This is a genomic window from Streptomyces sp. 3330 (assembly GCF_031456635.1).
Lineage (GTDB): Bacteria > Actinomycetota > Actinomycetes > Streptomycetales > Streptomycetaceae > Streptomyces.
This window is the reverse complement of the sequence record NZ_JAVDVA010000012.1, coordinates 208,666-230,327: the sequence shown is the minus strand read 5'-3', so window position 1 is coordinate 230,327 and position 21,662 is coordinate 208,666. Positions and strand designations below refer to the sequence as shown.

Below are 21,662 nucleotides of genomic sequence, written 5' to 3'. Positions count from 1 at the left end.
CGGCCCGGCGGCCTCATCGCGACGGGCTCGCCGTCGGCTCGGACGACGGGGTGGGCCGGGCCGTCGCGGGACGGTCCGGCTCGCTCGCCGTGGTCGCTTCCGGTGACTCGCTACGGCCGTCGCGGCCCGTGGTCGGGACAGCGGTGTCGACGGGCGCAGTCGACCTCCGCTGACCGGGGGCCGGGGTCGCGGCCCCCTCGGTAGGGCGGTCGGTGGCCGGTGCCGGCGAGGGAGAGGGCGGGGGCGGGGTCGACGGGCGGCTCACCGTCGGCGGGGCGAGCGGGACCACGGGGCGCGCGGGGGCGTCGGACGCCGTCAGACGCAGCGGCAGCAGGACGGCGAGCGCGGCGATCCCGCAGGCCGCGCCCACCCCGGCCGCGGTGCGCAGCAGCCTGCGGCGGACCGCGCCGCGGCGGATCGCCTCGTAGCGGCCGGGCGGCGGGCCGAGGTGGCCGGGGACGGGCCGCAGGATGACGGTGAGGGGGTCGTCGGGGTCGAGGTCCGGGCCGTCGTCGAAGTCGTCAGTGGGTGTGATCAAGGCTTCTCCTCAGGTGGGCGCGGAGCAGTTCGCGGGCCGCGTGCAGGTCGGCCTTGACGGTTCCTTCCTTGCGCCCGGTCAGCACGGCCACCTCCCGGATCGGCATGTCAGCGTAGTAGTGCAGCAGGATCGGGACGCGCAGCCGGTCGGGCAGCGACTGCACGAGCAGCCGCACCGAGGGGTCGGCCGGTTCGGCGGGCGGGGCGACGGCGGCCTCGACGGTGGCCCGGCGCAGGGCCCGGCGCTCGCGTTCGAGCTTGCGCCAGTGGTCGCGGACCAGGTTGGCGGCGGTGACGTAGAGGAACCCCTGGGGCTCCGCGACGGCCGTCCAGCGGGCCCAGAGCCGGGTGAACGCCTCCGAGGCGATCTCGTGGGCCGTCTCGTCGTCGTCGACGAGACGGCGGCACCAGCCGGCCAGGCGCGGGTAGAGGGCGGCGAACAGCTCGGACGCCGCCCTCTCGCGGGAACGAGCGGGCCGTTTCAACGTTCTCCCGCGGGAGTCAGGGCGGCGAAGACGATCACGTTGTCGCGGTATCCGTCGCCGGACCGCGGGCCGCCGCACGTGATGAGACGCAGTTCGGGCCGGTCCACGTTCCCGTAGACCTCCTCGGTCGGGAACCGCGCCTTGTCGACGGTCGTCACCTCGGTGACGGCGAACTCGGCCGTCGTGCCGTTCTCCAGGCGCGCCCCGATCCGGTCGCCCCGGCGCAGGCGGTCGAGGTGGCGGAAGACGCCGTCCCCGTAGCCGCCCACCGTGACATGGGCGAGGATCACCGACGGTCCGGTCTGTCCCGGTGTCGGCGAGTTCTCGTACCACCCCGCCCGGTCGTGCTCCTCGACCGGAGGCACCCGCACACTGCCGTCGGCGGCCAGCCCCAGCCGCATGACCGGGGTGTCGACCCCGATGGCCGGGATCCGCAGCCCGACCGGCACCGAGCGCGCGAGGGGAGGCGCCGCCCGGACGGAGGGGGCCGGCGAGTCGCCGGGGGTCCGTGCGGCCGCGCCGGAGGCGGCGGGCTCCGCGGGGTCGCCGGCGCAGCCCGCGACCAGCGGGGCCGCCAGCGCCGAGAGGATCAGGGCGCGCCTGGAGAGCGGGCTCATGCGCCGGTCGCCCTCCGGCGCCGTACGACGTAGAAGCCCGCGCCGGCCGCCCCGAACGCCGCGGCCGCGCCGCCGCCGATCAGCCCGCCGTGGCCCTCGGAAGGCTCGCCGACCCCGGTGTCGGCCCCGCCCCGCGGCACCACGGCGACCTGGCTCGGAACGGCGGACGGAGCGGTGCCGGCCTCCGTCGGCGCCGGGACCGGGGTCGCGGCGCGGCTGTCCTCGGCGGGGGCCGGTGTCGTGCTGCGGCCCCCGGTGGTGGGGCCCGGCGTGGGCGTCGCGCCGTCGGCCAGCGCGGGCGCCGCGCCCGCCAGTAGGGCGGTGCCCGCAACTACCAGGGCGGCGAGGCCCGTTCGCGGCATGAGTCGCATGAATCGCTCTCTTTCGTCGGTCCGTTGACGGATCGAGCGAAGAGACGAGACGGCCGGGCGACGGGTTGTAAAGACCTGGCAAAGTCCCGGTCGGGCGAGAGCGCCGTCACAGCCCCGCGATCGCGTTCCACCGCTGGGCGAACTCCAGCCGCTCCGTGGAGGTGATGTCCCGTGCGATCGCGAGGTGTCTGCGCATCTCGGCGTCCGGGAAGATCAGCGGGTTCTCCGCGAGGGCCGCCGTCTCCTCGTCGTCGGAGTCGGCGAGCACCGCCTGTGCGGCGGGGACCGGGCAGACGTAGTTCACCCAGGCCGCGAGCTCGGCGGCGACCTCGGGCCGGTAGTAGTGGTCGATCAGCTTCTCGGCGTTCGCCTTGTGCCGGGCGAGGTTGGGGATCATCAGGGACTCCGCCCACAGCTCGGCGCCCTCCTCGGGCACGACGAAGCGGATGTCGGGGTTGTCGGCCTGGAGCTGGATGACATCGCCCGAGTACGCCTGGCAGGCCAGGACATCGCCGCTGACCAGGTCCTTGGTGTAGTCGTTGCCGGTGAAGCGGCGGATCTGGCCGCGGCCCACCTGCTTCTCCACGTCGTCGCAGACCCGGTGGAAGTCGTCGGCCGTCCACCGGGTGACGTCCACGCCGTTGCCCTGCATCAGCAGCGCGAACGCCTCGTCCAGACCGGACAGCAGCGTCACCCGGCCCTTGAGGTCGTCCGCCCACAGCTCCGAGACGCCGCGTATCTCCCGGCCCAGCTTCCGCCGGTTGTAGGCGATGCCGGTGATGCCGGACTGCCACGGCACGGTGCACGCGCGCCCGGGGTCGAAGGCGGGCGACCGCAGCAGCGGGTCGAGGTGCTCGGTGACGTGGGGCTGCGCGGCCCGGTCCATCTCCTGCACCCAGCCGAGCCGGACGAACCGGGCGCACATCCAGTCGCTGATGACGATCAGGTCGCGGCCCGTCTGCTGACGGTTCATCAGCGCAGGGCTGATCTTGCCGAAGAACTCGTCGTTGTCGTTGATCTCCTCGACGTAGTCGACGGCGATGCCCGTGCTCTTGCGGAAGGCGTCGAGCGTGGGCCGCCGGTCGGGGTCGTCGTCGTCCGTGTCGATGTAGAGCGGCCAGTTCGACCAGGTCAGCCGCTTGTCATCGGCGGAGAGGTCGGCTCCGGCGCGGTCACCGGGCCGCACGTAAGCGGCGGGCACCCCGCAGCCGGCGAGCCCGCCGAGGACGGCGGTGCCCCCGAGCGCGCGCAACAGGGAACGGCGGGACACGGCGCGGGAGCGCGAGGGAGTCTGGGGCACGCCGTCAGCATGCCGTGAGGCCGACCCCCGGACAATCGACGCTGCGTCGAGCACACCGCGCGCGAGCCGACACCTTGTCGACCACCGACCCGACGAGCACAAGGAAACGGCCCCCGGTCCACGGACCGAGGGCCGAACTCCCCACCCCGACAAGCAGTCCGGCGCCCCCGGGAAACCCCGGCCGGCCGAACCGCCCAGGGGCTGCGGGACGCTGCCCGCGCGGCCGCGATGCCCGACGGTCACGGGAATCGCGCGCTCAGCCGAACTCCCCGAGGGGCGCGGGGAACTGCGCGACCGGCCACAGCGAAGCCGCACCCGGTCCCGAACCGGCACCCGCGCGGGCTCGAGCGCGGGCGCCGCCCCGGGCGCAGACACCGGTACCCATCTCGGCCCCGCCACCGGCCCCTTGCGAACCGACCGGACCGACCCGGACGGGCCACAGTCCGGCCCGCGGAGCGCTACGCGTCGAGAGACGTCATGACGTGCTTGATGCGCGTGTAGTCGTCGAAGCCGTAGCCCGACAGGTCCTTGCCGTAGCCGGACTTCTTGAAGCCGCCGTGCGGCATCTCGGCGACCAGCGGGATGTGGGTGTTGATCCACACACAGCCGAAGTCGAGCTTCTTGGACATCCGCATCGCGCGGCCGTGGTCCTTGGTCCACACCGAGGAGGCGAGGGCGTACTCGACGCCGTTGGCCCACTCCACCGCCTGGTCCTCGTCCGTGAAGGACTGGACGGTGATGACCGGCCCGAAGACCTCGTTCTGGATGATCTCGTCGTCCTGCTTCAGCCCGGAGACGACGGTCGCGGCATAGAAGTAGCCCTTGTCGCCGACCCGCTGTCCGCCCGCCTCGACCTTGGCGTGGGCGGGCAGCCGCTCGATGAAGCCGGTGACCTGCTTCAGCTGGTTGGGGTTGTTCAGCGGGCCGAAGAGCACGTCCTCGTCGTCCGGCTGCCCGGTCTTCGCCTCCGCCGCGGCCTTCGCGAGCGCGGCCACGAACTCGTCGTGGATGCCCTCCTGGACGAGGACGCGGGTGGCCGCCGTACAGTCCTGGCCGGCGTTGAAGAAGCCCGCCACGGAGATGTCCTCGACCGCCTTGGCGATGTCGGTGTCCTCGAAGACCACGACGGGCGCCTTGCCGCCGAGCTCCAGGTGGACGCGCTTGAGGTCCTTCGACGCCGACTCGGCGACCGACATGCCCGCGCGCACCGAGCCGGTGATGGAGGCCATCGCCGGGGTCGGGTGCTCGACCATCAGGCGGCCGGTGTCACGGTCGCCGGTGACGACGTTGAAGACGCCCTTGGGCAGGATCGAACCGATGATCTCGGCGATCAGCACGGTGGAGGCCGGCGTGGTGTCGGACGGCTTGAGCACCACGGTGTTGCCGGCCGCGATCGCCGGGGCGAACTTCCACACGGCCATCATCATCGGGTAGTTCCACGGCGCGACCTGCGCGCAGACGCCGACCGGCTCGCGGCGGACGATCGAGGTCATCCCGTCCATGTACTCGCCAGCGCTGCGCCCCTCCAGCATCCGGGCCGCGCCCGCGAAGAAGCGGATCTGGTCGACCATCGGAGGGATCTCCTCGGAGCGGGTCAGCCCGATCGGCTTGCCGGTGTTCTCCACCTCGGCCGCGATGAGCTCCTCGGCCCGCTCCTCGAAGGCGTCCGCGATCTTCAGCAGGGCCTTCTGACGCTCGGCGGGCGTCGTGTCGCGCCAGCCCGGGAACGCCTCGGCGGCGGCCGCCATCGCGGCGTCGACGTCCGCGGGGCCGGACAGCGGCGCGGTCGCGTACGCCTCGCCGGTCGCGGGGTTGACCACCTCGGTGGTCCGTCCGTCGGCGGCGTCACGGAACTCGCCGGCGATGTAGTTGCGTAGCTTGCGCAGCCGTCCCAGCTCGGTGCTCACTGCCGGCCCTCCAGGTTCGTTGTCCATTGACTGAGACACCCACACTAATCCTTGCCCCGACGTTTTCAACACCCCTGATCCCGTCGGCGCTGCGGAATCCGCAGATCTCCGTTACGTAAACAACGAATTTCATCGCCTCGGCCTTGCGGAACTGTCGAGACGTCGTGCACAGTGAGGCCGTGGCCAGTCGAAGCGCAGAGCACAGGGACTCCCGCGAGTCCAGGAACGGCAGCACCCCTCACCTGGATGCCGTCAGCCTCGCCATCATCCAGCAGCTCCAGGAGGACGGCCGTCGGCCGTACGCCGCGATCGGCAAGGCCGTCGGCCTCTCCGAGGCGGCCGTGCGCCAGCGCGTCCAGAAGCTGCTCGACCAGGGCGTGATGCAGATCGTCGCCGTCACGGACCCGCTCACCGTGGGCTTCCGGCGGCAGGCGATGGTCGGGATCAACGTCGAGGGTGACGTCGAGTCCATAGCGGAAGCGCTGACCGACATGGCGGAGGTCGAGTACGTGGTGATGACCGCGGGCTCGTACGACATCCTCGCCGAGATCGTCTGCGAGGACGACGACCACCTGCTGGACGTCATCAACAAGCGCATCCGCGCCCTGCCGGGTGTGCGCTCGACCGAGAGCTTCGTCTACCTGAAGCTGAAGAAGCAGACCTACATGTGGGGAACCCGATAATCGTGAGGACCCGATAACCGTGAGCACCAAGGACCTCAGCCGCACCGCGTACGACCACCTGTGGATGCACTTCACCCGCATGTCCTCGTACGAGAACTCCCCCGTCCCGACCATCGTCCGGGGCGAGGGCACCTACATCTACGACGACAAGGGCAAGCGCTACCTCGACGGTCTCGCGGGCCTGTTCGTGGTCCAGGCCGGCCACGGCCGCGTCGAGCTCGCCGAGGCGGCGTTCAAGCAGGCGCAGGAGCTGGCGTTCTTCCCGGTGTGGTCCTACGCCCACCCGAAGGCCGTGGAGCTCGCCGAGCGTCTCGCGCACCACGCGCCCGGCGACCTGAACAAGGTCTTCTTCACCACCGGTGGCGGCGAGGCCGTCGAGACCGCCTGGAAGCTCGCCAAGCAGTACTTCAAGCTCACCGGCAAGCCGACCAAGTACAAGGTCATCTCCCGCGCGGTCGCCTACCACGGCACCCCGCAGGGCGCCCTGTCCATCACCGGTCTGCCGGCCCTGAAGGCCCCCTTCGAGCCGCTCGTCCCGGGCGCGCACAAGGTCCCGAACACCAACATCTACCGCGCCCCGCTGTTCGGCGACGATCCCGAGGCCTTCGGCCGCTGGGCCGCCGACCAGATCGAGCAGCAGATCCTGTTCGAGGGCCCGGAGACGGTGGCCGCGGTCTTCCTGGAGCCGGTGCAGAACGCCGGCGGCTGCTTCCCGCCGCCGCCCGGCTACTTCCAGCGCGTGCGCGAGATCTGCGACCGGTACGACGTCCTGCTGGTCTCGGACGAGGTCATCTGCGCCTTCGGCCGGCTGGGCACGATGTTCGCCTGCGACAAGTTCGACTACGTGCCGGACATGATCACCTGCGCCAAGGGCATGACCTCGGGCTACTCCCCGATCGGCGCCTGCATCATCAGCGACAAGCTGGCCGAGCCGTTCTACAAGGGCGACAACACCTTCCTGCACGGCTACACCTTCGGCGGTCACCCGGTCTCCGCGGCGGTCGGCCTCGCCAACCTCGACCTGTTCGAGCGCGAGGGCCTCAACCAGCACGTGCTCGACAACGAGGGCGCGTTCCGGTCGACCCTGGAGAAGCTGCACGACCTGCCGATCGTCGGCGACGTCCGCGGCAACGGCTTCTTCTACGGCATCGAGCTGGTGAAGGACAAGCACACCAAGGAGTCCTTCAACGACGAGGAGACGGAGCGCGTCCTGTACGGCTTCCTCTCCAAGGCGCTGTACGACAACGGCCTGTACTGCCGCGCCGACGACCGCGGCGACCCGGTCGTCCAGCTCGCGCCGCCGCTGATCTCCGACCAGAAGACCTTCGACGAGATCGAGCAGATCCTGCGCGCGACGCTGACGGAGGCGTGGACGAAGCTCTGACCGTCAGCCTGATCAGCTGATCAACACCGGCCCCGGTGTCGACCGTTCGAGTGAGAAACGGCGACCCGGGGCCGTGTGCTGTCCGGCCTTCCCCTCCTGGCTGCCTAGCGTGCGAGTGACCGATCGGCCCTGTCTTCGTTCCCCCGCACGGGGGATTGGCACGGGAACCACAGATCTGAACCGAGGTGTACGCCCATGGAGGCCCCGCCGGACAACGACGTGCTGTGGGCACGCTCCCTGTACTTCACGCACCGCGACGGCTCACCAGCGCTCGGCGGCGTCTCGCTGGGCGTGCGCGAGGGCGAGATCCTCGCCGTCAGCGGACCGCGCGGCAGCGGCAAGACGACCCTGCTGCACTGTCTGTCCGGCCTGACGCCCGCCCAGCGCGGCGAGGTCTGGTTCAACAGCGTCCCCGTCCACACGATGGGCCCGATGGCCCGTGAACGGCTGCGCCGCGACCGCTTCGGCTGGATCGACCCGGCCCCGGTCCTCGTCCCCGAACTCAACGTCTGGGAGAACGCGGCCCTCCCCCTGATGCTGCGCGGCACCAGCCGCCGCCGGGCCAAGGCCGCCGCGCTGGAGTGGCTGGACCGCCTGGACATCGGCGACCGGGCCCGCAGCCGCCCGCAGGAGCTCACCCAGGCCGAGCGCCAGCGGGTCTGCATCACCCGCGCCCTGGCCCCGGCCCCCTCGGTCCTCTTCGCGGACGAGCCGACGGCGCCCCTCCACCGCGCCGACCGCGCCCATGTCCTGCGCACCCTGACGACGGCGGCCCGCTCCCACGGCATCACCGTGGTGCTGGCCACCCACGACCCGGAGACCGCCGCCCTCGCCGACCGCACGGTGCCCCTGATGGACGGCCGCCGGGTCCGGACGGTCCATCTGCCGCCGGTCACGGAGCCGGAAGGCCGGGGGGCCGCGTGCTCGCTCTCCGTCTGACGCGCAGCGCCCACCCGGCCGTCCAGCTCCGCCGCCTCCTGGTGGCGACGGCCTCGGCGGGCACCGGCTTCCTCCTCCTGTGCACGCTCGGCCGCGCCCTCACCCACCCCGAGGCCCCGGCCGCGTCCGTGCTCCGGCTCGCCTGGTGCGCGGTCCCGCTGGCCGCGACGGTCTACCTCGCCCTGGCCGTGGCCCGCACCGACCCCGGCACCCGCCCGCGCCCCGGCCTGGCGGCGATCGGCCTGGGCCCGACCCGTCTGATGGCCGTCTCGGCGACGACGACGGCCCTGTCGACGCTGCTCGGCTCCATGCTGGCCCTGCTGCTCTTCCTGCACCTGCGCGGCGATCTCACGGGCATGCCGTTCGACGGAGCGGCCGACGACTTCCTGGCCGCCGGACGGCCCCTCCCGCTGCCGGCGTCCCTGACGCTGCTGGCGCTGGTCCCGCTGGCCTCGTCGCTCGCGGTGGCCCTGATGCTCCGCCCCAGGGACGCGCGCGTGGCGGCCCAGGCGGCCCCGAGGATGCTCGGCCGGTTCGGCGCGTCCGGCAGGACGGGCCCGGGCGCCCGGTTCGGCGAGTACGGCCGGTACGGGGCGAGGTCGCGCGGCGGCCGGCCGACGCGCCCCGCCGAGGCCTCCGCCGAACCGGCGGCGAACGGCCGGCCGTTCCACCCGACGGCGGGCGGCCCCGGTGCGGACGGCGTCCCGTCGGCACCGGGCACCACGACCCTGCCCCCGGTCCCGGTAGCGGGCCTGGTCGACGCCACGGCGGAGGCGTCCGCCGACGGCTCCCCCGGCCCGGCGGCGGCACGGACGCCGCTCGCGGCGCAGACCCGCCCGCCCCACCCCACGGCCCTCCCCTGGGGCATGGCCCTCCTCGCCGCCGGGCTGGCCGTGGAGGCGTACGCCAACCGCACCGAGCACCCCACCACGCTGCCTCTCCCCGGCGGCCTCCCCACCGGCCCCGCCGCGGTGCTCCTCGGCTGGGTCCTGACCGCCGTGGGCCTCGCCCTCGCCGGACCGGGCCTCACCCACCTGTGCGGCCGCCTGCTCCAGTCGGCCCGTCCCGGCGCCCTCCGTCTCCTGGCGGGCCGCGGCCTGATGCAGGAGGCGGCCCGTATCGGACGGCCGCTGGGCGTGGTCTGCGCGGTGGCGTCCGGCGCGTACACGATGGCCGCGCTGTACGACCCGGCCGATCCGGCCTTCGGGCCGCTCACCACGCTCGGCGCGCTGGTCGTGGCGGGCTGCGCGGTCGCCACGCTGCTGACGGCGGCCGTGGAGGCGAGGCAGGTCCGCGCCGACACCACCGCCGCCCTGCTCCGCCTCGGCGCCCCGGCCAAGACGCTGCGCGGCGCCGCCGCCCTGCGCACCGGCGCCCTGCTCGCCCTCTTCGTCCCGCTCACCCTGATCGTGGCCGAACTGGCGGCCCTCCCGTTGACCACCCGCTGACGCCCCGGCCACCCGCGCAAGCCCGCCCGCGCTGAAAAAAGATCCCCGCCCCGCGATGAGTTCCGCACGGCCTCTCGGTCTACCCCACCGAACGCCACAGACCAGCACCGCGCATCCCCTGGGAGAGACCCGATGACCACCCCGGCCTACCAGCAGATGATCTTCGTGAACCTGCCCGTGAACGACCTCGACGCCTCGAAGAAGTTCTTCACGGAACTCGGCTACACGATCAACCCGCAGTTCAGCGACGACAACGCGGCCTCCGTGGTCATCAGCGACACGATCGTCGCGATGCTGCTCACCAAGCCGTTCTACGCGACCTTCACGAAGAAGGAGATCGCGGACGCCTCGAAGACCAGCGAGGTCCTGATCGCCCTGAGCGCCCAGAGCCGCGAGAAGGTCGACGAACTCGTCGACCGCGCGCTGTCGCTGGGCGGTTCGCCGAGCGGCGAGACGCAGGACATGGGTTTCATGTACGGCCGTTCGTTCGACGACCTCGACGGTCACACCTGGGAGGTCGTCTGGATGGACCCGTCGGCCGTCGAGAGCTGACCCCCCGCTCGTCCGGCGCTGCCTAGCATGGGCGGGTGCATCCGACGACACCCGCCCAGCCGTTCGACGGCTCCCACGACCGTGAGATCGAGTCCCTCGCCGAGTTCGACGAGGTGGTCCGCACCCATGGCACGCTCTCCCACTTCCGCGTCCAGTCCGTCGACCTGACGGACCGTACGGACGTCCTGCTCGCCCTGGACACCTCGGGCGCCGTCTTCCTCGGCTGCCCGATGGAGCCGGCGGCGGCCACGAAGTCCCGCGCCTCCGGCGCCCTGGTCTTCCCGCCCGTGCCGGGTCTGTCCTTCGACCCGTACCGCGGTTTCGTCTACTCCCCCGACGAGTTGTTCGCGTCCCTCGACGAGGGGTACGAGGCGACCCCGGACGCCCTCACGTACGCGTGGTTCCAGCGCACGAAGGCGGACGGCGACATCTTCGGCTCGATGCTCCGCTCGCTCCACGACGACGCCATATCCGACGCCCTCGACGAACTCCTCGCCGGGGAGAGCGTGGTGGGCGTCATGGGCGGCCATGCCATGGCGCGCGGCACGGACGCCTACGCCGGCGCGGCCCGGCTCGGCCGCGCCCTCGCCCGGGACGGGCTGATGGTGGCGACCGGTGGCGGACCCGGCGCGATGGAGGCGGCGAACCTCGGCGCGTACGCGGCCCCCTTCGACGGCGCGATGCTCACGGACGCGCTCCGACTCCTCGCCAAGGCCCCGCAGTTCACGCCCTCGATCACCGACTGGGCGGCGGCGGCCTTCGAGGTGCGGGCCGCCTGGCCGGGCGGCGGTCCCTCGGTGGGCATCCCCACCTGGTTCTACGGCCACGAGCCGCCGAACCCGTTCGCCGCGCACCTCGCCAAGTACTTCTCCAACGCCACCCGCGAGGACGGCCTGCTGGCCCGCTGCACCGCGGGGGTGGTGTTCCTGCCGGGCGCCGCGGGGACCGTGCAGGAGATCTTCGACAACGCGACGCCCAACTACTACGGGTCGCGGGGCGAACCGACCCCGATGGTGCTCGTGGACCGGGAGCACTGGACGCAACGGCTGCCCGCCTGGCCGCTCTTGCGTTCACTCGCCCGGGAGCGGTCGATGGAGTCCCGTATCGCCCTCGTCGACCGGATCGAGGAGGCGCCGGAGGCGTTGAAACGCCTCGGTGGTTAATAAGCGGGCAAAGCCAGCCGCCCGGAGGCGTCCCCGCATTGACACTTCTTATGGAACGCTTATAGACCTGTGAGTCTGCTGGGGATGGTGACGCACTCGGCTCACCGGGGGCGCCATCTCCCCCTCCACCCCCCGCAGTTGCGCTTCCCGTAAAGGACAAACGTGTCCCTTTCCCGCCGTACCGCAGCCCGTTCGGTGCGCATGCTCGGTGTCACCGCCGCCTCCGCCGCCCTGGCGCTCAGCGCCGCCGGTACCGCGCTGGCCTGCGACATCAGCGAGTTCTCCGCCGCTGCCGCCTGTGAGGGCGACCAGGGCGTCATCACCGTCACCGACAAGGACCCCACGGGCGTCCCGGCCGAGATCACCGTCTTCCTGGAGAACAACGGCGGCGACCTGAGGCAGGTCGGAACGGCTCAGACCGTCAAGGGTTCGCTCGCCGGTGTGACCGTCTCGTTCGCCGAGGCCTGGGAGCCGAACGCCGAGTACCGGATCCACGTCAAGGCCGTCAAGGGCAAGAAGACCCTGGTCGACAAGGACATCCCCGGCAACCTGACCACCCCGTCCAAGGCCTGCGAGGCCGACGACACGTCCACCCCGTCCACCACGCCGTCCACCACGCCGTCCTCGACGCCGTCGGACAGCACGACCACCGCGCCGCCGGCCGAGACGACCACTCCGTCGCCGTCCGGCTCGACGAGCGACAGCGCCGCGCCCGCGCCTTCCGCGAGCAACGCCCCGTCGGCCGCGGCCCAGGAGTCCAACCTGGCCGAGACCGGCGCCGGCTCCAACACCGGCCTGATCGTCGGCATCGCGGCCGTCCTGGTCGCCGTCGGCGGTGGTGCGGTGTTCTTCGGTATGCGGCGCCGCGGGTCCGGCAACCGCTGACCCGCACGACCGACCGGCTCGACGCACGGACGCGGACGGCCCGCCCCTCTCCGGGGCGGGCCGTCCGCATGTCCCGTCCTCCCGGCCGGACTCGGCCTCACCGGCAGCTCAGTCCAGTACGACGGTCTCGGCCGCGTCGAAGGACACCCCCACCACGGCCCCGACCTCCGGCGCGTCCCGCAGCGTGCACGCCGCCTCCAGCCTCGGCGCGCCCTGCGGCTGAAGGTGCACGGCGACATGGGTGCCACGGAAGGTGCGGGCGGCGACCGTGCAGCGCAGTCCCTCGTCCACGCCCACCAGGCGCACACCGGCGGGCCGGACGAGCAGCGTGCGCGCGCCCTGAGCCGACCCGGCCGGCACCGGCACCTTGCCCCACGGCGTGACCGCGGCCTCCTCCGTGACGGTCGCCTCCACCACGTTGTCGAAGCCGAGGAACCGCGCGACGAACGCGTCCGCCGGCCGCTGCCACACCTCCAGCGGTGAACCGGACTGGGCGATCCGCCCGTCCCGCATCACCACGACCCGGTCGGCGAGCGCGAAGGCCTCGCCCTGGTCATGGGTGACCGCGAGCACGGTCGTCCCCAACCGGCCGAACAGTTCCCGGAGTTCCACGACCAGGCGCTCCCGCAGCGACCGGTCGAGCTGACCCAGCGGCTCGTCGAGCATCAGCAGCCGGGGGCGCGGCGCGAGGGCCCGTGCCAGCGCGACCCGCTGCTGTTCACCGCCGGAGAGCGAGGTCACCGCCCGGCCCGCCGCACCCGGGAGCCCGACCAGGTCGAGCAGTTCCGCCACCCGCTCGCCCTGCCGGATCCTGGGCATACCGCGCATCCGCAGTCCGAAGGCCACGTTGCCGCCCACGTCCCGCTGCGGGAACAGCTGATGGTCCTGGAACATCAGGCCGAGTTCCCGTTTGTGCGCGGGCACGTTCGCCTGGTCGCGTCCGTCGAGCAGCACCCGCCCGGCGTCCAGCGGCTGGAGCCCGGCCACCGCCCGCAGCAGCGTCGACTTGCCGCTGCCGCTCGGCCCGAGCACGCACACCACCTGGTGCTCGGCGACCGCGAGATCGACGGCGTCGAGCACGGGCCTTCCCCCGAACCGCACGGTGGCGCGCTCCAGTTCCAGCAGCATCTACAACTCCCCCGTCCGGTCGGTCCGCAGTCGCTCCAGCACCAGCAGGGCCACCACGCACACCACCATCAGAATCGTCGAAAGGGCCATCGCCTGGCCGTAGTTGAGCTCACCGGCCCGCCCCAGCAACCGCGCCACGGCGACCGGGAGGGTCGGGTTGTCGGGCCGCGCGATGAACACCGTCGCCCCGAACTCCCCCAGCGACACCGCGAAGGCGAACCCGGCCGCGACGAGCAACGCCCGCCACACCATCGGCAGATCGACCTCGCGCCACACCCGCCACGGTGAGGCCCCCAGCACGGCCGCGGCCTCCCGCAGCCGTTGGTCCACCGCCCGCAGCACCGGCAGCATGGTCCGCACGACGAAGGGGACACCGACCAGCGCCTGCGCGAGCGGCACCAGGATCCACGTGCCGCGCAGGTCCAGCGGAGGCTCGTCGAGCGCGATCAGGAACCCGAAGCCGACGGTCACCGCGGAGACGCCCAGCGGCAGCATCAGCAGCGCGTCGAAGCCGCGGACCAGCCGTCCGGCGTCCCGCCGGGTGAGCGCGGCCGCGGCCAGCCCGCCGACCAGCACGGCGATCGCGGTCGCGGCGCCCGCGTACTCCAGCGAGTTGCCGATCGCGTCGATCGGCGGGACCAGGAAGACATTGCTGTCGTCTCCGGTCAGCGCCCGGTAGTAGGCGAAGTCCGGCGCGTCGAACGAGCGCTGCGCCAGCACCGCCAGCGGCAGCACCAGCAGCACGGCGATCGTGCCGAGCACTCCGGCGAGCAGCGCCCACTGCCCGGCGCCGCGCGGCCGCCGCGCCGTCACCGACGCGTCCACCAGCCGCAGCGCGGTCTCCCGCCCGCGCACGGTCCGGGCGTGCACGGCGAGGATCGCGCCGACGGCCACGAACTGCACGATCGTGAGGACGGCGGCCGTGGACAGGTCGAAGATCTCGGAGGTCTGCCGGTAGATCTCCACCTCCAGGGTGGAGAAGGTGGGGCCGCCGAGGATCTGCACCACGCCGAAGGAGGTGAAGGTGAAGAGGAAGACCATCAGCGCGGCGGCCGCGACGGCCGGCCCGAGGGCGGGCAGGGTGACCGTGCGCCACGCCGTCAGGCGGGAGGCGCCGAGCATGCGCGCCGCCTCCTCCTGCCGGGGGTCGAGCTGCGACCACAGCCCGCCCACGGTCCGTACGACGACCGCGTAGTTGAAGAAGACGTGCGCGAGCAGGATCGCCCACACCGTGGTGTCCAGTCGTACGCCCCACAGGTCGTCGAGCAGCCCGCCGCGCCCGACGAGCGCCAGGAACGCCGTGCCGACGACGACCGTCGGCAGCACGAACGGCACGGTGACGACGGCGCGCAGCACCTGCTTGCCCGGGAACTCCAGGCGGGCGAAGACGTACGCGGCGGGCAGCGCGATCAGGAGCGTGAGCGCGGTGGAGGCCAGCGCCTGCCAGGTGGTGAACCACAGGACGTGCCGGATGTCGGACTGCGCGAGCACGTCCCACAGCCGGCCGACGTGCCGGCCCCCGTCGGAGCCGAGCCCCCGGGCGACGATCGCGGCGACCGGGTAGGCGAAGAAGACCGCGAAGAACGCGACGGGCAGGGCCATGAGCCCGAGCCGTGTCGCGTTCCCCGCGCGGGCCGCGCGCGCGGTCACTTCAGTACGAGCGAGGTCCATGACTTGACCCAGTCGTCACGGTTGTCGGCGATCTTCGCCGGGTCGAGCGTCTCGGGGTCCTTCGCCTGCGGCCCGTACTTCGTGAACTCGGCCGGGACCGCGGCCCCCTCCCGCACCGGGTAGACGAACATGTTGAGCGGCATGTCCTGCTGGAACTCCTCGGTGAGCAGGAAGTCCAGGAGCGCCTTGCCGCCCTCGGGGTTGGCGGCGTTGCTCAGCAGGCCCGCGTACTCGACCTGGCGGAAGCAGGTGCCGGTGGAGACGCCGGTCGGGGCGGTCGACGGCTTGGGGTCGCCGTAGATCACCTCGGCGGGCGGCGAGGAGGCGTACGAGACGACCAGCGGCCGGTCGGCGCCCGCCTTCTTCCCGCCGGCGGACCCGGAGAACTCCTCGTTGTAGGCCTGCTCCCAGCCGTCGACGACCTTCACGCCGTTGGCCTTCAGCTTCTTCCAGTAGTCGGCCCAGCCTCCGTCGCCGTACGCGGCGGCCGTGGCCAGCAGGAAGCCGAGCCCGGGCGAGGAGGTGGCGGCGTTCTCGGTGACCAGCAGGTTCTTGTACGCGGGCTTCACGAGATCGTCGAAGGAGGCGGGCGGGGCCAGCTTGTGCGCGGTGAAGTACGCCTTGTCGTAGTTGACGCACACGTCGCCGGTGTCGACGGGCGTGACCCGGTGCTTCTTCTGGTCGGCCCGGTAGGCGGGCAGGACCTGGTCCGCGCCCTTCGCCTCGTACGACTGGAACAGCCCGTTGTCCAGGGCGCGCGACAGCAGCGTGTTGTCGACGCCGAAGAAGACGTCGCCCTGCGGGTTGTCCTTGGTGAGGATCGCCTTGTTGACGGCCTGCCCGGCGTCGCCGTCCTTGAGGACCTTCACCCGGTAGCCGGACTTCTTCTCGAAGTCCGCGAGCACGCTCTTGGAGACGGCCCACGAATCGTGGCTGACGAGGGTGACGGTCTTGGAGCTCGCCGCCGAACCGCCGTCGTCCGACGATCCGCAGGCGGACAGCGTGACGAGGCCGAGACCGACGGCCGCGGCCACGAACGTCCTGGTGTGCACTGGATTTCCTCCTGGGGTTGACCAGGAAGAGACGCGGCCCTGCCCGGGGGCCCGCGGAAGGTTCCGCCGGCACCCCGGGCAGGGCGCAACAGCTTGAGTGATGACCGAACTTCCTACCCAGAATGACCTGGGCAAGGTTCAGAGGGTCTGCGGACTCTCCCGCACTCTCAGCGCTGTGGCGCTCCCCTGTCGGAATATGAAGATGTACTGATACGGACGTACTGGTACCCGATACGTCATACCTGATACCGGGAGTCAGACTACCGCTCGGTGGCCGCGAGCTGACCGCACGCCCCGTCGATCTCCTGGCCTCGGGTGTCCCGGACGGTGACGGGCACGCCGTGCGCGGCGATCGCCTCGACGAACGCCTTCTCGTCCTCGGGCCGGGAGGCCGTCCACTTCGAACCCGGGGTCGGGTTCAGCGGGATGAGGTTGACGTGCACGGGCTTGCCGCGCAGCAGCCGCCCGAGCCGGTCCCCACGCCAGGCCTGGTCGTTGATGTCGCGGATCAGCGCGTACTCGATGGACAGCCGGCGCCCGGACCGCTCGGTGTACTCGAATCCGGCGTCGAGCACCTCGCGCACCTTCCACCGCGTGTTCACGGGGACGAGCGTGTCGCGCAGCTCGTCGTCCGGCGCGTGCAGGGAGATCGCGAGCCGGCACTTGAAGCCCTCGTCGGAGAACCGGTGGATGGCCGGCACCAGGCCGACCGTCGACACGGTGATGCCGCGCTGCGACAGCCCGAGCCCGTCCGGAGCCGGGTCGGTGAGCGCGCGGATGGCGCCGACGACCCGCTTGTAGTTGGCGAGCGGCTCGCCCATCCCCATGAAGACGATGTTGGAGAGCCTGGCGGGCCCGCCGGGCACGTCCCCGTCCCGCAGGGCGCGCATCCCGTCGACGATCTGGTGCACGATCTCGGCGGTGGACAGATTGCGGTCCAGCCCCGCCTGCCCGGTCGCGCAGAACGGGCAGTTCATCCCGCATCCGGCCTGCGAGCTGATGCACATGGTCACCCGGTCCGGGTAGCGCATCAGCACCGACTCGACGAGCGTGCCGTCGAACAGCCGCCACAGCGTCTTACGGGTGGTCCCCTGGTCCGTCGACAGGTGCCGCACGACCGACATCAGATCCGGCAGCAGCGCCTCACGCAGCTTCTCGCGGGCGCCGGCGGGGATGTCGGTCCACTCCGCCGGGTCGTGCGCGTACCGCGCGAAGTAGTGCTGCGACAGCTGCTTGGCACGGAAGGGCTTCTCCCCGATCTCCGCCACGACCTCCTTCCGCTCGGCGGGCGAGAGGTCGGCGAGATGCCGCGGCGGCTTCTTGGCTCCGCGGGGGGCGACGAAAGTGAGTTCTCCGGGTGCAGGCATAACACGACCAGTGTGGCAGATCATCGCCGGGGGCCCAGGCCAGAGGGGGGTGGGGGTGGTCACCCTTGGGCATCCCCTGTCAGCGTTGGTCGGCCTCGCACGGCCCGGGGACGGCCCGGGACTCAGTCGGCCCCGACCGGCCACGCCCAGGCAGCGGCGTCACCGCCCCTCACTCCAGCTGCATGGGAGCGACCTGAAGCTGTTCCCTGTAGGGCCAGGTGAAGGTGCGGTCGGGTTCGAGGTGGGAGTCCCCCCAGTGGATGGCATGGATGCCGTTCTCGGCGTCGGCCGTGAAGAACACGCAGACCAGCCTGGTGGAAGCCCCCAGCTCCTCGAACGTCTCGTGCAGCCCCAGGTACTCCTCGGTCGCCAGGTCCTCGCCGATGTCGAACAGGGCTTCCGGAGGCTGCGGTCCGTGCGCCCGGAGCAGCCGGTGCCGAGTGGGCGACGCGTTGGCCGGCAACCGGGCCCGGTCCAGAGGCCTCGGCCTGTCCGCGTACCGGAAGGGGAAGAGCGCGTGATCGTTGATCACCGCGTACTCGTATCCGCGCACGTCGCGCACGGCTTCCCCCAGCTCCCGCGCCGTTTCCGCGAGGTTCTCGCGCACCACTCCCGCAAGGGCGACACCGTACGGACTCCGCTTCTTCAACCCCGCAGCGAGATGCGCGGCATGAGCCTTCCCGTGCGCCTTGGCCAGTTGCACCGGGACCGCAGCGGCCAGTGCGCCGGCATGCCGCCCGAACCGCTCGACGGCCCAGGCCGACGGCCCCACCGGATAACCACCCAACACCGACATGCAGTGCTCCCTCCCCCAGGTCCCGCCTCCGAACTGTGTGACACGTACACGAAGGGTGCACAAGGGGGCGATCCGGCCACGCCGTGGCCGCACACGTTCGGTTCTCAGCAGCGGCGACCGGCGATGGCGGACGGTGGGACCGGCTTCCGCATGCGCACCCGCCCGGAGGGTCTCGTCCGATCGACCCCGGCCGTCGCCTCATCCTGCTGGCGCCGGAACCGGTCGTCCACATGGCCAACGACTTGTTCATCACGTTGCGGAGCAAACGCAATGCCGTCGCGGCCGGACACGACGCACACAGCCCGGAGTACATGCAGGCCTCGAATTCCTACGCGGAAGCCCTGCAGACGCTCAGATCCGAGATACGCCGCGATCTCGGACGCGGCCCGCTCCGGCGCAGAGTCGAGTACTGACCTCCCGGCGGCCCGAGCTCCGCGCATTCCAGCCCCGTGCTGCCCCGTACTGCACAACACAGCGGGCCCCCTCCCCGTACGCACAGGGAGGGGGCCCGCGTGAGCCGGTGGTGCGGTGTGGGTCAGCCGGAGCCCACGAACAGGACGAGCAGCAGCCACACCACGGGAGCCGTGGGCAGCAGCGAGTCGAGGCGGTCCATGATGCCCCCGTGGCCCGGGAGCAGCGTGCCCATGTCCTTGATGCCCAGGTCCCGCTTGATCATGGACTCGCCGAGGTCGCCGAGCGTGGCGCTGGCGGCGACGGCGAGGCCGAGGAGCAGGCCCTGCCACCAGGTGCCGTCGTCGATCACGAACTGCATCAGCAGCGCGCCGGCGACCATCGCGAACGACACCGCGCCGAGCAGGCCCTCGCGGGTCTTGCCCGGGCTGATGCGCGGAGCGAGTTTGGTCTTGCCGAAGCGCCACCCGACGGCGTACGCGCCCGTGTCGCTGACGACCGTCAGGACCAGGAACGTCATGACGCGGAACGCCCCGTCGTCGGCGGTGAGCATCAGGGCGACGAACGTGGCCAGGAACGGGACGTAGAAAGCCGCGAAGACGCCGGCGGTGACGTCCTTGAGGTAGCCCTCGGGCGGTTCGGTCATCCGCCAGACCAGCACCGCGAGCGCGGTGAGGGCCATGGCGACCCACGCGCCCTCGGGACCCCGGGCGTATCCGGCGACGACCATCGCCGCACCGCCGACCGCGAGCGGCACGAGCGGCGCCTTGATGCCCTTGCGCTCCTGGAGCCTGCTGGTCAGCTCCCACAGACCGACGACCACGGCGATCGCTATCACGCCGATGAACACGGCCTTGACGACGAACAGCGACGCGATGATCACCACACCGAGCCCGACCCCGACCCCTATGGCCGCGCCCAGGTCTCGGCCCGCACTCTTCTTCTGGGGTGCGGGCGCCGGGTGAGAGGCGTCGGGCATGGGCTCCGGATTCTGCGGCACCGCCGCGTGGGGCTGTGCCGACGGTGTGTCGTGGCCGTGGGCGGTGGCGCCGTACGGCTGGGTGCCGTAGGGCAGGTCCGGGGACAGGGGGCCGCCCGACCGAGCGGCCCCCCGGTCGTCATCCTGGTTTCCGCCGTGCGCGGGTACGTCGGGGACGATGGGCATGGGGCGAGTCTGCTGCGCCTCAGGCGCATCGTACGCGGGACCCGCCGGGGCGGCCCCCTGGACAGGCCCCTGGTCGACGGGCCCCCAGTACCCGGCCCGCGACCCGGCGTGTGGCGGTGAGCCCCAGGAAGAGTCGTTCATCAGACCTCGAGCAGCTCCGCTTCCTTGTGCTTCAGGAGCTCGTCCACCTGCGCGACGTACTTCGCGGTGGTGTCGTCGAGCTCCTTCTCCGCACGGCGGCCCTCGTCCTCGCCGACCTCGCCGTCCTTGATCAGCTTGTCGATCGCGTCCTTGGCCTTGCGGCGGACGGCGCGGATGGAGACCTTGGCGTCCTCACCCTTGCCCTTGGCGACCTTGATGTAGTCGCGGCGGCGCTCCTCGGTCAGCTCGGGGAACACCACTCGGATGATGTTGCCGTCGTTGCTCGGGTTGACGCCCAGGTCGGAGTCGCGGATCGCCTGCTCGATGTTGCGCAGCGCGCTCTTGTCGAACGGGGTCACGACCGCCATGCGCGGCTCCGGCACGGAGAACGAGGCCAACTGGTTGATCGGCGTCGGTGCGCCGTAGTAGTCGGCAACGATCTTGTTGAACATCGCCGGGTGCGCACGGCCGGTGCGGATCGCGGCGAAGTCCTCCTTGGCGACCACGACGGCCTTCTCCATCTTCTCCTCGGCCTCGAGGAGGGTCTCTTCGATCACCACTTGCTCCTGCGTGTCTTGAGTAGGCCCGGCTCCGGTTCCTTGCGGAGGCGGCGGCCGGCTGCGTCGCGTCTTCTTCCTGCACGGTTCCCGACCGGCAGGACATTGTCCATCCCCCGACCAGGGTCCGTCGCCCGGTCAGGTGTTGTCGTACGAGACCGGGGTTCCACCGGTCAGGCCCGGCTGCCTTGCTCACCCACAAGCGTGCCGATCTTCTCACCCTTGACGGCGCGAGCGATATTGCCCTCGGTCAGAAGCTCGAAGACGAGAATCGGGAGCTTGTTGTCGCGGCACAGCGTGATCGCGGTCATGTCGGCGACCTTGAGGTCGCGGGTGATGACCTCGCCGTACCCGAGGGCGTCGAACTTGACGGCCGCCGGGTTGGTCTTCGGGTCGGAGTCGTAGACGCCGTCCACGCCGTTCTTGCCCATCAGCAGCGCCTCGGCGTCGATCTCCAGGGCGCGCTGGGCGGCGGTGGTGTCGGTGGAGAAGTACGGCATGCCCATACCGGCACCGAAGATGACCACGCGGCCCTTCTCCAGGTGCCGCACGGCACGCAGCGGGATGTACGGCTCGGCGACCTGGCCCATGGTGATGGCGGTCTGCACGCGGCTGTCGATGCCCTCCTTCTCCAGGAAGTCCTGGAGGGCGAGGCAGTTCATGACCGTGCCGAGCATGCCCATGTAGTCCGAGCGGGCCCGGTCCATGCCGCGCTGCTGGAGTTCGGCGCCGCGGAAGAAGTTGCCGCCGCCGATCACGACCGCGATCTCGGCGCCGTCCCGGACGACGGCGGCGATCTCACGGGCGATCTTGTGCACCACGTCGGGGTCGACGCCCAGGCCCCCGCCACCGGAGAATGCCTCCCCGGACAGCTTCAGCATGAACCGGCCGCGTAGTTTGCCGTCGTCGCTCTTCTGGGCCTTGGTGGTCATGGGAGATCCCGCCTCTTTCACGTGGTGCACATGCGAAGAAGGCCATTGCCGGTGGGGTGTTCCAACCCGTGCGCGGCAATGGCCTCCTCGTCAGATCTGCTGTCGTCCGTCACGCACACGCGTGACGGCGTACCGGACGACTGCGTCCGACCCTATCGGGCCGGAGCGTCG

Annotated in this window: 21 protein-coding genes and 1 riboswitch; of the genes, 7 read left to right on the top strand and 14 right to left on the bottom strand. The window is 71.7% G+C overall.

Annotation, left to right across the window (positions count from 1 at the left end; genetic code table 11):
* Window positions 1-13 precede the first annotated feature (13 nt).
* The 6 genes from J2X68_RS21755 to J2X68_RS21730 all read right to left on the bottom strand — a co-directional run bounded on the left by J2X68_RS21755 (window position 14) and on the right by J2X68_RS21730 (window position 5,217).
* Window positions 14-538 (bottom strand): hypothetical protein, encoded by a 525-nt coding sequence (locus J2X68_RS21755; RefSeq protein WP_310434191.1) that lies wholly within the window; start codon window positions 536-538, stop codon window positions 14-16.
* Complete coding sequence (locus tag J2X68_RS21750; protein ID WP_310434190.1) at window positions 522-1,022, bottom strand: RNA polymerase sigma factor; 501 nt, start codon at window positions 1,020-1,022, stop codon at window positions 522-524. Before J2X68_RS21750 ends, J2X68_RS21755 begins: the two co-directional genes overlap by 17 nt.
* Window positions 1,019-1,639, bottom strand: coding sequence for a class F sortase (locus J2X68_RS21745; protein ID WP_310434189.1), 621 nt, complete (start codon window positions 1,637-1,639; stop codon window positions 1,019-1,021). The genes J2X68_RS21750 and J2X68_RS21745 overlap by 4 nt, the downstream gene beginning before the upstream one ends.
* Entirely contained in the window at window positions 1,636-2,001 is a 366-nt protein-coding gene (locus tag J2X68_RS21740) for a sortase-dependent protein (RefSeq protein WP_310434228.1), read from the bottom strand. The genes J2X68_RS21745 and J2X68_RS21740 overlap by 4 nt, the downstream gene beginning before the upstream one ends.
* A gap of 115 nt (window positions 2,002-2,116) precedes the next feature.
* Window positions 2,117-3,310 carry a spermidine/putrescine ABC transporter substrate-binding protein gene (locus J2X68_RS21735; protein WP_310434188.1) on the bottom strand — a complete coding sequence of 398 codons (1,194 nt, stop codon included), beginning with the start codon at window positions 3,308-3,310 and terminating at the stop codon, window positions 2,117-2,119.
* A gap of 458 nt (window positions 3,311-3,768) precedes the next feature.
* Complete coding sequence (locus J2X68_RS21730; RefSeq protein ID WP_310434187.1) at window positions 3,769-5,217, bottom strand: gamma-aminobutyraldehyde dehydrogenase; 1,449 nt, start codon at window positions 5,215-5,217, stop codon at window positions 3,769-3,771.
* 164 nt (window positions 5,218-5,381) lie between these two features.
* Between J2X68_RS21730 and J2X68_RS21725 the strand changes: the two genes are divergently transcribed.
* From J2X68_RS21725 to J2X68_RS21695, 7 genes are all read left to right on the top strand, one after another.
* Entirely contained in the window at window positions 5,382-5,900 is a 519-nt protein-coding gene (locus J2X68_RS21725; protein ID WP_020128673.1) for an Lrp/AsnC family transcriptional regulator, read from the top strand.
* A 19-nt stretch (window positions 5,901-5,919) separates the two neighbouring features.
* Window positions 5,920-7,284, top strand: coding sequence for an aspartate aminotransferase family protein (locus tag J2X68_RS21720; protein ID WP_310434186.1), 1,365 nt, complete (start codon window positions 5,920-5,922; stop codon window positions 7,282-7,284).
* Between the two features lie 195 nt (window positions 7,285-7,479).
* Window positions 7,480-8,223: an ATP-binding cassette domain-containing protein gene (locus J2X68_RS21715; protein ID WP_310434185.1), complete on the top strand. Its 744-nt coding sequence runs from the start codon at window positions 7,480-7,482 to the stop codon at window positions 8,221-8,223.
* Complete coding sequence (locus J2X68_RS21710; protein WP_310434184.1) at window positions 8,205-9,671, top strand: hypothetical protein; 1,467 nt, start codon at window positions 8,205-8,207, stop codon at window positions 9,669-9,671. Before J2X68_RS21715 ends, J2X68_RS21710 begins: the two co-directional genes overlap by 19 nt.
* A gap of 132 nt (window positions 9,672-9,803) precedes the next feature.
* On the top strand, window positions 9,804-10,223 hold the full coding sequence (locus J2X68_RS21705; RefSeq protein ID WP_310434183.1) for a VOC family protein: 420 nt from the start codon (window positions 9,804-9,806) through the stop codon (window positions 10,221-10,223).
* Window positions 10,224-10,258: 35 nt separating this feature from the next.
* Window positions 10,259-11,386 (top strand): LOG family protein, encoded by a 1,128-nt coding sequence (locus tag J2X68_RS21700; protein WP_310434182.1) that lies wholly within the window; start codon window positions 10,259-10,261, stop codon window positions 11,384-11,386.
* A gap of 162 nt (window positions 11,387-11,548) precedes the next feature.
* On the top strand, window positions 11,549-12,271 hold the full coding sequence (locus J2X68_RS21695) for an LAETG motif-containing sortase-dependent surface protein (RefSeq protein ID WP_310434181.1): 723 nt from the start codon (window positions 11,549-11,551) through the stop codon (window positions 12,269-12,271).
* Between the two features lie 108 nt (window positions 12,272-12,379).
* Here the strand turns inward: J2X68_RS21695 and J2X68_RS21690 are convergent, their stop codons facing one another.
* The 8 genes from J2X68_RS21690 to pyrH all read right to left on the bottom strand — a co-directional run bounded on the left by J2X68_RS21690 (window position 12,380) and on the right by pyrH (window position 21,491).
* Window positions 12,380-13,399, bottom strand: coding sequence for an ABC transporter ATP-binding protein (locus tag J2X68_RS21690; protein WP_310434180.1), 1,020 nt, complete (start codon window positions 13,397-13,399; stop codon window positions 12,380-12,382).
* The gene (locus J2X68_RS21685) at window positions 13,400-15,070 is read right to left on the bottom strand and encodes an iron ABC transporter permease (RefSeq protein WP_310434179.1); all 1,671 of its coding nucleotides are present in this window, start codon (window positions 15,068-15,070) and stop codon (window positions 13,400-13,402) included. It abuts the gene before it with no gap.
* Entirely contained in the window at window positions 15,046-16,122 is a 1,077-nt protein-coding gene (locus J2X68_RS21680) for a thiamine ABC transporter substrate-binding protein (protein WP_310434178.1), read from the bottom strand. The genes J2X68_RS21685 and J2X68_RS21680 overlap by 25 nt, the downstream gene beginning before the upstream one ends.
* 92 nt (window positions 16,123-16,214) lie before the next feature.
* A riboswitch (TPP riboswitch) is annotated at window positions 16,215-16,320 on the bottom strand.
* A gap of 62 nt (window positions 16,321-16,382) precedes the next feature.
* Window positions 16,383-17,489 (bottom strand): 23S rRNA (adenine(2503)-C(2))-methyltransferase RlmN, encoded by a 1,107-nt coding sequence (gene rlmN / locus J2X68_RS21675; RefSeq protein ID WP_310434177.1) that lies wholly within the window; start codon window positions 17,487-17,489, stop codon window positions 16,383-16,385.
* A 169-nt stretch (window positions 17,490-17,658) separates the two neighbouring features.
* The gene (locus J2X68_RS21670) at window positions 17,659-18,285 is read right to left on the bottom strand and encodes a hypothetical protein (RefSeq protein ID WP_310434176.1); all 627 of its coding nucleotides are present in this window, start codon (window positions 18,283-18,285) and stop codon (window positions 17,659-17,661) included.
* Between the two features lie 535 nt (window positions 18,286-18,820).
* On the bottom strand, window positions 18,821-20,002 hold the full coding sequence (locus tag J2X68_RS21665) for a phosphatidate cytidylyltransferase (RefSeq protein ID WP_310434175.1): 1,182 nt from the start codon (window positions 20,000-20,002) through the stop codon (window positions 18,821-18,823).
* Window positions 20,002-20,559, bottom strand: coding sequence for a ribosome recycling factor (gene frr, locus J2X68_RS21660; RefSeq protein WP_053748032.1), 558 nt, complete (start codon window positions 20,557-20,559; stop codon window positions 20,002-20,004). The genes J2X68_RS21665 and frr overlap by 1 nt, the downstream gene beginning before the upstream one ends.
* Window positions 20,560-20,732: 173 nt before the next feature.
* Window positions 20,733-21,491 carry a UMP kinase gene (gene pyrH, locus J2X68_RS21655; RefSeq protein WP_171399760.1) on the bottom strand — a complete coding sequence of 253 codons (759 nt, stop codon included), beginning with the start codon at window positions 21,489-21,491 and terminating at the stop codon, window positions 20,733-20,735.
* Between the last annotated feature and the right edge of the window lie 171 nt (window positions 21,492-21,662).

What these genes read in the sequence shown, in the direction of transcription:
- J2X68_RS21745 (WP_310434189.1), bottom strand. Translation starts at nt 1,639, where the DNA reads ATGAGCCCGCTCTCCAGGCGCGCCCTGATCCTCTCGGCGCTGGCGGCC.
- J2X68_RS21740 (WP_310434228.1), bottom strand. Translation starts at nt 2,001, where the DNA reads ATGCCGCGAACGGGCCTCGCCGCCCTGGTAGTTGCGGGCACCGCCCTA.
- J2X68_RS21715 (WP_310434185.1), top strand. Translation starts at nt 7,480, where the DNA reads ATGGAGGCCCCGCCGGACAACGACGTGCTGTGGGCACGCTCCCTGTAC.
- J2X68_RS21705 (WP_310434183.1), top strand. Translation starts at nt 9,804, where the DNA reads ATGACCACCCCGGCCTACCAGCAGATGATCTTCGTGAACCTGCCCGTG.
- J2X68_RS21690 (WP_310434180.1), bottom strand. Translation starts at nt 13,399, where the DNA reads ATGCTGCTGGAACTGGAGCGCGCCACCGTGCGGTTCGGGGGAAGGCCC.
- J2X68_RS21685 (WP_310434179.1), bottom strand. Translation starts at nt 15,070, where the DNA reads ATGGACCTCGCTCGTACTGAAGTGACCGCGCGCGCGGCCCGCGCGGGG.
- rlmN (WP_310434177.1), bottom strand. Translation starts at nt 17,489, where the DNA reads ATGCCTGCACCCGGAGAACTCACTTTCGTCGCCCCCCGCGGAGCCAAG.
- J2X68_RS21670 (WP_310434176.1), bottom strand. Translation starts at nt 18,285, where the DNA reads ATGTCGGTGTTGGGTGGTTATCCGGTGGGGCCGTCGGCCTGGGCCGTC.
- J2X68_RS21665 (WP_310434175.1), bottom strand. Translation starts at nt 20,002, where the DNA reads ATGAACGACTCTTCCTGGGGCTCACCGCCACACGCCGGGTCGCGGGCC.
- pyrH (WP_171399760.1), bottom strand. Translation starts at nt 21,491, where the DNA reads ATGACCACCAAGGCCCAGAAGAGCGACGACGGCAAACTACGCGGCCGG.